The 12,860-nt window shown below is 43.3% G+C and carries 9 protein-coding genes; 7 read left to right on the plus strand and 2 right to left on the minus strand.

Annotated elements, in window-relative coordinates:
• Positions 1–222 precede the first annotated feature (222 nt).
• The 6 genes from ACYVEA_RS15665 (at position 223) to ACYVEA_RS15690 (ending at position 8,308) form a co-directional block, all read left to right on the plus strand.
• Entirely contained in the window at positions 223–2,022 is a 1,800-nt protein-coding gene (locus tag ACYVEA_RS15665) for a beta strand repeat-containing protein (RefSeq protein WP_461114384.1), read from the plus strand.
• 1 nt (position 2,023) lies between these two features.
• On the plus strand, positions 2,024–2,563 hold the full coding sequence (locus ACYVEA_RS15670) for a T9SS type A sorting domain-containing protein (RefSeq protein WP_461114385.1): 540 nt from the start codon (positions 2,024–2,026) through the stop codon (positions 2,561–2,563).
• Positions 2,564–2,730: 167 nt separating this feature from the next.
• The gene (locus ACYVEA_RS15675) at positions 2,731–4,272 is read left to right on the plus strand and encodes a capsule assembly Wzi family protein (protein ID WP_461114386.1); all 1,542 of its coding nucleotides are present in this window, start codon (positions 2,731–2,733) and stop codon (positions 4,270–4,272) included.
• Positions 4,273–4,530: 258 nt separating this feature from the next.
• The gene (locus ACYVEA_RS15680; protein ID WP_461114387.1) at positions 4,531–5,910 is read left to right on the plus strand and encodes a sugar transferase; all 1,380 of its coding nucleotides are present in this window, start codon (positions 4,531–4,533) and stop codon (positions 5,908–5,910) included.
• A gap of 160 nt (positions 5,911–6,070) precedes the next feature.
• The gene (locus ACYVEA_RS15685) at positions 6,071–7,321 is read left to right on the plus strand and encodes a serine hydrolase domain-containing protein (protein ID WP_461114388.1); all 1,251 of its coding nucleotides are present in this window, start codon (positions 6,071–6,073) and stop codon (positions 7,319–7,321) included.
• Positions 7,322–7,390: 69 nt separating this feature from the next.
• The gene (locus ACYVEA_RS15690; protein WP_461114389.1) at positions 7,391–8,308 is read left to right on the plus strand and encodes an alpha/beta hydrolase; all 918 of its coding nucleotides are present in this window, start codon (positions 7,391–7,393) and stop codon (positions 8,306–8,308) included.
• Between the two features lie 193 nt (positions 8,309–8,501).
• On the opposite strand, the gene ACYVEA_RS15695 is transcribed toward ACYVEA_RS15690, so the two are convergent.
• Both ACYVEA_RS15695 and ACYVEA_RS15700 read right to left on the minus strand, forming a co-directional pair.
• On the minus strand, positions 8,502–9,407 hold the full coding sequence (locus ACYVEA_RS15695; RefSeq protein WP_461114390.1) for an SPFH domain-containing protein: 906 nt from the start codon (positions 9,405–9,407) through the stop codon (positions 8,502–8,504).
• Positions 9,408–9,716: 309 nt separating this feature from the next.
• Positions 9,717–10,160: a DUF1573 domain-containing protein gene (locus ACYVEA_RS15700; RefSeq protein WP_461114391.1), complete on the minus strand. Its 444-nt coding sequence runs from the start codon at positions 10,158–10,160 to the stop codon at positions 9,717–9,719.
• 242 nt (positions 10,161–10,402) lie between these two features.
• On the opposite strand from ACYVEA_RS15700, the gene ACYVEA_RS15705 reads away from it, so the two are divergent.
• Entirely contained in the window at positions 10,403–12,808 is a 2,406-nt protein-coding gene (locus ACYVEA_RS15705) for an alpha-ketoacid dehydrogenase subunit alpha/beta (RefSeq protein ID WP_461114392.1), read from the plus strand.
• The last annotated feature ends 52 nt before the right edge of the window (positions 12,809–12,860 follow it).

Below are 12,860 nucleotides of genomic sequence, written 5' to 3' on the forward strand. Positions count from 1 at the left end.
CACTATATCCTAAAATATATTAACAAAAAGTTTTGTCCTAAAGAAGCCTATTAAATATAATCCAGGAAATATATTGTTTATGCTAATTTAGTACATTTGAAAACCTTACTTCTTGTTAAGGTTTTATAGAAGTGTTTTGGGTTTGTACATCTTAGATGTTGAAGAATATTTCCAAGTTCCTTCAATCATTGTCAACAAAAAATTTGTAAAAATTTCATACTTATGAAAATACAATTACTCCGATTCACACGATTCGCTCTATTGATAGCACCAGTTGTTTCATTTGCTCAGACCAATTATATCGCGAACAGTCCAGCTACATCTGCTCCTGGCTCTGATAATACACTAGTGGGGGTCGGTGCTGGTAATCTAAATATGAGTGGTGCAAGTAATCTATTTATAGGTCGTGGGACGGGCATTCAAAATATGGCCGGCACACAGAATGTATTTTTAGGTGCTTTGTCAGGCAATCAGAATATATCTGGGCAAGGTAATTCATTTGTTGGGTTTAGTTCTGGTTACAGCAATTCAACAGGTAATAACAACACATTTCTTGGTACGCAAGCGGGATATACAAATAGTACGGGCTATAATAATGCTTTCAGTGGTTCCAGATCTGGTTATTTTAATACGCAGGGCTACAGTAATTCTTTTTTTGGTGCTGGGGCCGGTTACGCTAATACGCTGGGGAATAATAATACTTTTGTGGGGTCTGATGCTGGAAGTAGTAATAGTACGGGAACAGATAATACATTTTTAGGTACACTTGCCGGATCCTCGAATGGAGGAGCGATTCAAAATACTTTTGTTGGATCTGGTTCGGGAGCAAGTAATACTGGTAATTCCAATACATTTTTGGGGTATCAGACAGGCAATAATACGACATCAGGAAACAACAATGTTTTTATTGGTCAACAGGCTGGTTTTACTAATAAAACAGGCATTAGTAACGTTTTTGCAGGGACATTAGCCGGCTACTCTAATTCAAGCGGAGGTAATAACGTATTTATTGGTCCGCAATCAGGGGCCAACAATACCACTGGTAGTTATAACATGTTCTTTGGCAGCTCAGCGGGAGCCTTAAATATATCAGGTAATTACAACATGGCGATTGGCAGTGGAGCAGGCTATAAAAATAAAGGTAATCAAAATACCTTTGTAGGTACCAGCGCGGGTTTTAATAATCAGAATGGGAGCAGTAACGTTTTTATTGGTCAGGAGGCCGGCACGGGTATTATTGATGGGAGCAGCAATACGTTCATTGGCTGGCAGGCCAATAGTGGTGGAGCCAATTTGTCCAATCTGACTAACGCGGGGGCGATCGGTGCGGGAGCAGTCGTTACGGTCTCGAATGCGCTGGTGTTGGGCAACAATGCGAATGTGGGAATTGGTACTTCAGCCCCGACTAACAAGCTGGAAATCGCACAGGGCACCGCGGGTAATAGTGGACTTCGATTTACAAATTTAACCTCTTCCTCTACGGCTTCTGTCCTTAATCAAACTAAATTCTTAACCGTCAATGCCCAGGGAGATGTCATCCTGGCCAGTATCAACGGATCGGGCCGAGTGGGTGCCGAAACAGATGGATTGTGGCAAGCCAACGGAGATAATCTTCAAAATACGAATTCTGGTGGCATAGTAATTGGTCCGGGCGTTAGTAAAACGCCTGCGGGTTACCGACTCTACGTGGCGGATGGAATTCTGACTGAAAAAGTGAAGGTGGCTGTAAAGAGCACAAATGATTGGTCAGACCGAGTGTTTGAAAATGGGTACCAGCTACGTAGCTTAGGTGAAGTAGAAAACTACATCAACCGTGAAAAGCACCTTCCTGGTGTGCTGTCCGCGGAAGAAGCTGTTAAAGAAGGAGTTGATATTGGGGAAATGCAGGCGAAATTACTCGAAAAAGTGGAAGAGTTGACCCTATACATTATTGCTCTAAAAAAGCAGAACGACGCATTGACGCAAAAAAGTAATAAATTGGAGCAGCGCATTAACAAACTGAATGCTAAATCTCGTAAGTAAGATGCGACTTCTACTAACAATACTAGGATGTGGCATAGCGCTGATTAGCGTCGGGCAGGCTCCTCAACAATCGCTACGTGTTCAGATAACCTACGAAAAAGCAGGTCAGTATCTTGAACAGGCTGTCGCAACTATAGAAGCTGTTAATACAGTAAGTAGGTTGACAACGGTAGAATATAGAGCGGGACGCTCAGTTACGTTGTTGCCGGGGTTTGAAGCACGCACAGGTAGTACGTTCAGTGCTAACATCAAACCAGTAAATACCGGTCAAGAAGGTGATACGCGCTTACAACTTACGGCCTTCCCAAACCCCTTTGAACATTCTACTACGATAGATTACTATTTACCGGCGGACGGCAAAGTAAATCTATGGATTACGGATACGCATGGTAAAATTGTAGGTCAGTTGGTGCAGGACGAAAACCAGTCTGCAGGGCAGCACAAAGTGAAATGGAGACCTCAATCTGTAGCTTCAGGAATATATATTCCCGTTGTAGAAGCTAACCAGGAGAAAGCTGCCAGTCGAATTGTAAAGAAATAAATGTAACTAATATATACTTCGAAATGACCTATACGAAATAGTATAGGTCATTTCTTTTTGCTATCTTATAGGTAAGTATATTCTAAAAAGATAAGTGACTTAGTGATAAAGATTAAACGAAGGTATTATTATTGTGAATTAGTTCTTATCACTCTACCCGACATTCAATGCACACTTGCTCAAAGTCAGGTTTCCTATACATATTTATCCTTATAGTAATTGCTTCCTATTATCTGCAAGCCCAACCTATTCGTACACCTACTCAATACTCCGCCGAAGTTGGTACTTACTTGTCTTCATCAACTGAAACGCCGTTCTGGCTGAGAGCTAATCAGTACGGTATCGTTCCAAATAGATCACCGGTAGCAACATTTCGAGCTGGCCTATATAGTGATTATGATGCCAATCGTAATGGTACTGGGCAATGGCGAGACGCAAAATTTGACGTCGGTTATGGTTTTAATGTAGTCGTTAATGGTACTCAGAATGGCTTATCCTACGAACACAATGTATTACTTCCTGAAGCTTATGTGAAAATTCGCCGGGGTGTTTGGGAACTGTACGTTGGTCGCCGACGCGAAAAGTTTGGTTTGGCTGACTCAACTTTATCAACGGGCTCCTATGCTTGGTCAGGTAATGCAATGCCTGTGCCCAAAATTCAACTATCGATTCCGACTTTCACACCTATTGGGTTCACGAAAGGCTGGGTAGCTGTTCAGGGGACATTTGCACACGGTTATCTAGATGCAAATGGCTATATCGATAACACAATGTTGCATCAAAAATCGCTGTATCTGCGGCTAGGACGACCTAGAGATGTCGTTCGGGCTTACGGTGGCATAAATCATCAGGTTGTATGGGGCGGTAAGGTATCTGATCCTAAAAATGTACCCCCTACAATCCCGTCTGATGGTAAATTGCCGTCGGGTTTACTTAATTACTGGTATGTCGTATCGGCTCTTTATCCTAAACAGACTGATTCATCTCAATACAATTATTTTGACTTAACTAATCGAGTGGGTAATCACTTAGGTTCAGTAGACGTAGCTGTTGAAATTGATCTAGTGCGCCACATGTTGTACATATACCGGCAGAATGTATATGATGATGGGTCGTTATTTTTGCTAACTAATTTGGCTGATGGACTAAATGGGGTACGAATACGTCGAAATGACCCTAATGCGGTTGTTCGGGATATTTTGTTTGAATTTCTAAACACGACCGATCAGGGCGGTCCCGAATTTATAATTGACGATCCTCAACGTCGTGGTAAGGACGACTATTTTAACCATCAACAGTTCCGGGATGGTTGGGCTTATCGGCAGCACACTATTGGTACACCTTTTATTCCACCTGCGTTAGGGCCGAGAGATCAATATCCATATGGTACGTTTACCTCGAGTAATCGTGTTTATGTATTCCATACGGGCTTAGCAGGTAGTCTCCCTCTACGTGGACGTGCATTATCAGGGCCTATTGCTTATCAGGTAAAACTGTCATATAGTCGAAATTTAGGTACATATAACTCTCCATATTCTCCAATCCGTACCCAGTTTTCTGGCTATGCTAGCGTAGTAGCTCCTTTAAACGTTTTAGGTGGGCTTCAGCTTACCGGAAATATTGCTGTTGACTCCGGCACACTTTATCAGAACAGTGTTGGTACGTATATCAGCATACGAAAAATGTGGACTGCAAACCAAGCTAAATAAGTGCGTTGCTATAAGGCGATCCAAGGTAAATTATAACAGCATCTTTTGCTTTTAAAGTCAAGCGTAATTAATATATAATCTATCAACAAACATCTTGAAGATTTTGTAGAACTGATAAAGAGGCTTTTATAAACAAAGATTAATCATTACTTTTCGGTCTAATTTCTAGGATCTTAGTGAAACTAATTATTTTGAATGCGCTACTTTAGCGTTTAGAGTCTGTCTAATAATAGACTTATACAAGTAAACCAGGCAGATATGAGGCATCGCTATTCTATACTGTTTTTTCCACTTCATGTAATTGTTGATTCACTAAGCCTTAATGTAGCTTTTTTAGGGGCCTATTTGCTTAAATTTCAGACGATTGAAGGCGTTTCGACACCGCCTTATACATCCCTTTGGTTGCTCTTCAATCTGATCTGGCTGATTGAAGTTTTGATACTTAAACCTTATGTTTTCCCTCGCCAATTATTTAAAGTTGGTCATCTATTAAAAAAAATGCTGCTGTTGACTGCTATTCATATAGCGGTTATCTCAATGTATTGGGTAGCTATTAGAGGCTATTATTACTCTAGGGAGCACTTGGTAATAACATATTCCCTCTTTCTAAGCTTGGGGGCGGCACTTCGCATAGGAGGATTAGTTTTCTTGCGCGAATATAGAGCTCGGGGTTACAATACACGTCGATACGTTATTGTAGGCTATGGTAAATTGGCTGCTTCAATTCATAGTTTCTATGAGACACATCCTGAAATGGGCTTTCGATTTCATGGCTACTTTGATCAGCCCACGCCCGAAAATGCAGGGCTAATCAAGGGAACTTACAACGAATTATTAAGCTACGTAGAAAAGGAAGGTATAGACTGTATTTACTGTTGTTTGACATACATGGATAATGACCGGCTAAAGGTTATTGCTGACCATGCAGAAGCCGGTAATTATCAGGTAAAAGTATTGATTGACTTCAGAGGGTTTCTGGCTCGCGGGGCATCAGTTGAATATCACGATTTTCTGCCAGTACTGAACCTCTCTTCTCAAGTATTGTCCGATTTTCAGGTAAATATCTTTAAGCGGTCATTTGACATTCTGTTTTCATTAGCGGCCCTTGGTCTGGGTATGCCTATATTTTTCCTCCTGGCGGCAATAACAAAGCTTACTTCGGCTGGTCCAACATTTTATGCCCAGGAACGTATTGGGCAAGGCGGTAAACCTTTTAAAATTTACAAGTTCCGAAGTATGTATACAAATGCAGAACAGTCGGGTCCTGTTTTATCTGGTGGACTGCTTGATAACCGTATTACGCCATGGGGTCGTTTTATGCGACAAACTCGACTAGATGAAATTCCTCAATTTTATAACGTACTAAAAGGGGATATGTCGGTAGTAGGGCCACGACCGGAGCGACAGTTTTTTATAGATCAAATTATCGAAATTGCTCCGGAGTACCGCTCTTTATTAGAAGTGAAGCCAGGTATTACCTCCATTGGGCAAATCAAGTATGGATACGCGGCTAGTGTTGAAGAAATGGTGCAACGGTTACGCTACGATCTGATCTATCCTAAACGGCGTTCATTCTTTTTTGATATGTGGATTATTGCCCAGACTCTTCGGGTGATGGCGCAGGGACGTGGTAAATAAGCCTGCATAGTTATTGAAGAATTTCTCCCCAAAGCAAATACAACTTTTGACCATTAAAAAGCTTTCCCATTATTTTAACGCATTGAGCAGTGGTTGCTGTTAAGCAATGTTTATTTTTGTGGAAGTTTGATTAAATCAAAAGTGAAATACGTGGGTGAGGATGGTGCGAATAAATAAAACCTGTACTTGGTTTAGTATATTAATAGTTATAGGATTAGGCTTCTCGTGCGGGTCAAATTCTCAGACCGAATTGAATCGTTCGGCGAATGCGTTACGTAATTGTGCTGACGAGCAGGCAATAACACCCAGCCAACAAACGAAAATTCGTCAGCAAATCAATGCGGATGAAAAGGCTCGGCAGATCGAAGAGATTTTTCGCCAGAAGGTGCGAAGTGGCCTGAACGGTAACGTATTAGTTGCTCAAAAAGGACTAGTTCTGTATAAACACTGTTTTGGGCTGGGGCATTTCGAGCGTAATCAACGTGATACGTTAGTTGATGACTCCAAATTTCAGTTAGCCTCCCTGTCTAAGACATTTACCGCTATTGGTACGCTAAAATTAATTGAATCGGGCAAGCTCTCTTTTGAAGATACCATCCAGAAATTTTATCCAGATTTTCCATATCACGGTATTACGATTCGCGAACTGCTAAGTCACCGTAGTGGATTACCAAATTACCAATATGCCTTTGACGATAGTATGAAGGTGAATTTCTACAAAAAAGAGAAGCCTTATCCATCCAACGCAACCATTATGCACTGGTTTGCCACGGTGAAACCAACGCCTAAAGCTTACAACATTCCGGGTCGAGGATTTAGTTACAGCAATACAAACTATATGGTGTTGGCTTCAATCATTGAGAAAGCAACCGGACAGAGTTACGAGACATTTATTCACAAAAATATCTTTGAGCCTCTCGGAATGCATCAAACATTCGTTGCTACAACCAAGAATGACTCGATCAATCATCATCGAACGGCCGGTTATCAATGGAACCGACGGATTCCCAAAGATTACTATGACGATGTGGTTGGCGATAAGGGAATTTATTCAACAACTGGCGATCTATTTCGGTGGTATCGCGCCCTAAATGGAGAATGTCTTTTACAAAAAAAGAGCCTTGCCGAAGCATTTGTACCACGTAGCTTTGAACGAAAGGGTGCTAAAAACTATGGATATGGCTTCCGAATGATGCTAAATGACCTTAATCAGCCTGAATACATCTATCACTCTGGTTGGTGGAAAGGATATAATTCCATGTTCTGGTTTAGTCCAAAAGATGAATATGTTATTATTATTCTCGGGAACAAATACAATACAACCGTTTATCGCGTAAAAGAACTTATTGACGTACTGCACGGTGGTACTAATAATAAAATGTCGTCTGAGGATGGCGAAGTAGAAATATGAGTAGAGCCGACCGGTTGGTCGGCTTTTTCAGTTTTGATACGTATCTGTTTTTCCGTTTGTCAATAGGTTATGCGCTTCTTGTTCATTATTATTTTTTTCGCTACTGTGCTACCCCAAATCGCGTTATCGCAGGAAGTTATCAAGCTTTGGCCAGATGAGGCCATTCCAAATGCTATTGCTGGAGTGCAGATTACCGAAAAGTCAGAAACAGGAGGTGGCATACTACGTATTAGTAACGTATCGGTACCTACAATTACGGCTTATTTGCCATCCAAGGAAAAAGCCACTGGAGCAGCTGTTATGATTTGTCCCGGTGGCGGCTATGCTCTTCTGGCTTCGGGACACGAAGGCGAAGAGGTGGCACAATGGTTCAATAACATGGGGGTGGCTGCTTTTGTGTTAAAATATCGTTTGCCAAACCCAGCTATTATGACGAATCAGCAGGAAGTCCCGTTGATGGACGCCATGCAAGGTATGGCCTTGATTCGTCAGAATGCGGCTAAATATGGTATTAAATCCGATAAAATAGGCGTAATGGGTTTCTCCGCCGGTGGACATTTGGCCGCAACGCTTGCCACACACTATCACCGTGGACCGAAAGCGAATGAACAGGCGAAACCGAATTTTGCCATTTTGCTTTATCCTGTAGTGACGTTCGGTGAGAAAGCGCATACGGGCTCCCGAGACAATTTATTAGGTACCTTGAAAAATTCACCTGAAATGATAGCTTATTACTCCAATGAGTTACAGGTTACAAATCAAACACCACCTACGTTTTTGGTTCATTCGGAGGATGACAAGTCTGTTCCCGTTGAAAATAGCATCAATTATTATTTGGCGTGCTTAAAGAATAGCGTTTCAGCCGAAATGCATCTCTATCCAACCGGTGGGCATGGTTACGGATTGCGTACGGCAAAATTTGGCTCACTTACTACCTGGCCTGATACTTGCAAAGCCTGGCTAATGGCATTGACTTCTCCGAAATAGTAAGGTGAGCGCAAAGACGCCCACTGATTCAATACCCTCTCGAAACGCATTTCAACAATGGATCGATTGGCAAACTTCAAGGGAAACAAGGATTGGCAGAAAACAAGCTCAATTAAAACGGTAAGAATCAATAGAGCCTGTTTTGATTATTTCTGACTGCGTGGACTATGACCGGAATATAACGATCATACCATTACTTATCATTCAAAATTAATGGTACGTTTCCGCGCCCGTTCATAATCACAATTTTAGCATTTGGCGAGGCCGCCAGTTCCCGCTGGGCTTTAATCTGTTCATATTGCAATTGTTTGTCGCTTAGCCCGGTAGATAAAATCTTCTGGTAATCAGCGATGCCTTGGGCCTCTACCCGCTTTCGCTCGGCTTCCTGGCGTTCTTTTTGCAGAACAAACTGCATTTTTTGCGCATCCTGCTCAGCATTAATTTTTGATTCAATTGTCTTTTTAACTGACGCGGGCAAATCAATATTCCGAATCAATAACTGCTCCAGCAATAGACCCCGCTTTCGAAAGTCGGCCTCAATGGTTTTATAGATTCGGGTTTGAAATTCATCACGACGAGTTGAGTACAAGGCGATAGCATCATAATAAACGGCATTATCCCGAATGCGGGTACGGGTAATCGGGCGCACAATTTTATCCATGTAATCCGGACCGATTTCTCTGTAAATCCTGGGCGCATCGTCAGATACTACCCGATAAAGCACTGTTAAATCAATTACAACTTCCAGCCCATCGGCCGTCAGGACTCGTATGGCGTCGTCGCCTGATCGTTGGCCCTCATCGTGAGAAGCAGACATTGTATAGTTCTGCGTTTTTATGTCAAATTCAGTTACGTTAGCCAACGGATTAACGAAGTTGAGGCCAGAGCCCAAAGCGCGGTCACTAACGTTACCAAATAGAGATATGACCCCTACCTGACCGGCGTCTATCTGCCGCACACCGGCAGTAAGAGCGCCTATTAGTAATAAGAATATTCCAGCTACTTTGGCTGGCCTGGAAAAGCGCGAGAATGTCAGCGCAGGGGTATTGATGGCAAATCCGACGATAAGCGCCAAAACGCCAATGACAATAAAAAACATAGTTTAGGTAGAAATGAGCTATCTATGTCGCTGAAAAAGCAACTCGACAACTGGTGAAATAAACAGGAGAGGATACCGTGTGACTGTGGAAAAGATTTACCGGCGTTGGGGCGGAGTCATGGAGATATTAAGTCAAAAGGCAGGCTAAAAGTAGATGATACTCAGGCCGTAAAGAACCAATATCGTAAGAACGGATGCCGGGTTTGTCAATCGGTTACCGGGCATGATGGTAAAAATATACGCACAAAAAAAGGCATCCGGTAAACAACCAGATGCCTTTTTTAACTACACTATTAACCCTTCAATAGATTAGCGTGAAGTTTTTTTCTTGTCTTTAGATGCAGGTGCGCCAGTTGGAGCAGCCGCTGTTGCGGCTTCTTTTTGAGGAACTACCTCACCCTTCAAATAGAGAACCGAGCTACCACCTTCTGCATTGCTCGTTACTGTAACAGATTTAGTGAACTGGCCAGCCGAAGCCGCGTTGTAAGTAGCCGAAATTGAGCCCGTTTTACCTGGAAGTACAGGCTCACGTGAGAAACTTGGCTTGGTACAACCGCAGGAAGCTTGCGCATCGTTGATGATAACCGGATCGGTTCCTGTATTCTTGAATTCAAATACAAACGTTACTGGCTTTCCCTGTTCAACTTTGCCGAAGTCATGTGTCTCTTTGGCAAATTTCAGAACCCCTTTCTGAGCGTAACTAACTGCGACAAACACAAATAAAGCTACGAAAAGTGCAAAAATATTTTTCATCGGACTAAACGGAATTATGGTTTGATTGTTAAAATACTAAAGGTGATACGCATATTCTGAGCAACCAGGTACCAATAAAAGCATTAGTTACCATTTGCTCAACAAAGAAACTCAAAAAATCGTTTTTTTGAAAGCTGTCTTGTTTTGCCTTACTTTTACTTTTGCTTAATCATTGGTACAACTAGTGGTGGCTACTTCATCGATAAATAGATTGTTAGACGATTTCAACCCGTGGCTCTGTTGTGATAGCAAACGAACAACTCCGCTCGACTGATATTATTAGTCGTGAAAAAATCCTATCGGACTACCGACTGGCTTTCGAGAGTCGACAGGTTAGTTTGTTAGGTCGGCGCGATGTAATGGGAGGGCGTGCTAAGTTCGGAATATTCGGCGATGGCAAGGAACTGGCGCAAATGGCAGCGGCTCATGCGTTTGAAAGGGGGGATTTTCGATCTGGCTATTACCGTGACCAGACCTTTGTTGCGGCTTTAGGTGAACTGCGCTGGTCAGAGTTTTTTGCCCAGTTATATGCCCATACCGATATTGAAGCCGATCCTAATACCGCAGGCAGGTCGATGAATGGACACTATGCTACGCGATGGCTCGACGAGAAAGGGTTGTGGCGTAACCAGACCGAACTCTTTAATTCTGTTTGTGATATTTCGCCTACAGCCGGTCAAATTCCGCGCGCACTTGGGCTGGCTTATGCCTCAAAACTCTTTCGTGAAAATATTGACCTTAGCGAATTAACCAAGTTTTCACGTAGTGGTAACGAGATAGTTTTTGCTACGATTGGCGATGCGTCTACCTCACAGGGCATGTTCTGGGAGACGATGAATGCCGCGGGCGTGTTACAGGTCCCATTGTTAACGTCGGTTTGGGATGATGGCTATGGCATATCAGTACCCGTCGAGTATCAGACAGTGAAAGGTAGCATCTCGAAAGCCCTGGCTGGTTTTCAGCGGGATGCCGATGATAAAGGATTTGAAATTTTTACCGTAAAAGGTTGGGACTACGTAGCGTTGCTGGAAACGTATCAGCAAGCCGCCCATATTTGTCGTACTGAACATGTTCCGGTGCTGGTTCATGTGCAGGAACTTACCCAGCCGCAAGGCCACTCATCGTCCGGTTCACATGAGCGCTATAAATCGAAAGAACGACTGGACTGGGAAGCCGAACATGACTGTAACCGGATTTTTCGGCAGTGGATTCTGGAAAACGGCTATGCTACCAACGAAGAGCTGGAAGTTATTGAGGCAGAAGCAAAGCAGACGGCTAAAAAAGCGCGTCTTGATGCCTGGAATGCCTTTCAGGGATCGATGAAAAGCGATTTTGACGAAGCCGTCGACTTACTACAGCAAGCGGCTCGGCATAACGCTAAATCAGCCGAACTGATGGCAATACGGGAAGAGTTACGAAAAACATTCACCCCTGTACGTCGTGATGCGGTTGCGGCTGTTCGTAAGGCATTACGTATCATGCGAACGGATACGAGTGCGGCTCGTCAACGGTTGCAAGCTTGGCTGGATCGGACAAACGCTGAGAACAATGATCGCTACAATTCACATTTATATAGTGAATCACCTGATTCGCCTATGCTCATCAAGGGCGTACCGGCACAATATACGGACGAAAGCCTGGCGGTTGATGGGTACCTGTTACTGCAACGCTATTTTGATAATCTGTTTGCCCGCGACCCCCGTGTAGTAGCGCTGGGTGAAGATGTAGGAAAGATTGGCGATGTAAACCAGGGCTTTGCGGGTTTACAAGATAAATACGGTGAGATACGTGTCACAGATACAGGTATTCGGGAAACTACCATCATTGGTCAGGGTATTGGTTTGGCAATGCGCGGTTTACGTCCCATAGTCGAGATCCAGTATTTCGATTATGTTTACTATACCCTAGCGACGCTAACCGATGATCTGGCAACATTGCTCTATCGAACCAAAGGGGGACAAAAGGCACCGCTTATTATTCGAACACGCGGTCACCGCTTGGAAGGCATTTGGCATTCAGGTTCACCAATGGGAGCCATGCTCGGCAGTTTGCGGGGGTTACACGTGCTGGTACCACGTAACATGACCCAAGCCATTGGTTTCTATAATACACTTATCAAAGGTGACGATCCTGCCTTGCTGATAGAGTCATTGAATGGATACCGCCTGAAGGAGTTGTTACCTGATAATCTTGCCGAATTCTGTTTGCCTTTGGGCGTACCGGAAACACTACGTTCCGGCTCAGATGTAACCGTGGTGACATATGGTTCCATGTGCCGCCTTATTATGGAAGCGGCTGCCCAACTGGCACAGATGAGTATCAGTATTGAAGTAATTGATGTACAAACATTACTGCCATTCGATGTGCATCACATGATTGTTGAGTCAATCAAGAAAACGAACCGAGTGCTTTTTGCCGATGAAGATGTACCCGGTGGTGCGTCAGCTTACATGATGCAGCAAGTCGTTGAGGAGCAAAATGCCTACCGCTACCTGGATTCGGTACCCCGTACGTTATCAGCAAAAGCTCACCGTACACCTTATGGCTCTGATGGTGACTATTTTTCAAAACCAAATGTTGATGATATAATTGAAGCGATCTATGCCATCATGAGCGAGGCTGAACCGGATCGTTTCCCCAAAATTTAGCGACGGAGCGAAAGAGTGTTTTTTGCGTGAATCCTTTCGCCCGTTCACTCTT

This window comes from Spirosoma jeollabukense (assembly GCF_054777855.1).

Bases quoted from the DNA above. Each gene is read 5' to 3' on its own strand.
- ACYVEA_RS15665 (WP_461114384.1), top strand. From the start codon at position 223: ATGAAAATACAATTACTCCGATTCACACGATTCGCTCTATTGATAGCA.
- ACYVEA_RS15670 (WP_461114385.1), top strand. From the start codon at position 2,024: ATGCGACTTCTACTAACAATACTAGGATGTGGCATAGCGCTGATTAGC.
- ACYVEA_RS15675 (WP_461114386.1), top strand. From the start codon at position 2,731: ATGCACACTTGCTCAAAGTCAGGTTTCCTATACATATTTATCCTTATA.
- ACYVEA_RS15680 (WP_461114387.1), top strand. From the start codon at position 4,531: ATGAGGCATCGCTATTCTATACTGTTTTTTCCACTTCATGTAATTGTT.
- ACYVEA_RS15685 (WP_461114388.1), top strand. From the start codon at position 6,071: ATGGTGCGAATAAATAAAACCTGTACTTGGTTTAGTATATTAATAGTT.
- ACYVEA_RS15690 (WP_461114389.1), top strand. From the start codon at position 7,391: ATGCGCTTCTTGTTCATTATTATTTTTTTCGCTACTGTGCTACCCCAA.
- ACYVEA_RS15695 (WP_461114390.1), bottom strand. From the start codon at position 9,407: ATGTTTTTTATTGTCATTGGCGTTTTGGCGCTTATCGTCGGATTTGCC.
- ACYVEA_RS15700 (WP_461114391.1), bottom strand. From the start codon at position 10,160: ATGAAAAATATTTTTGCACTTTTCGTAGCTTTATTTGTGTTTGTCGCA.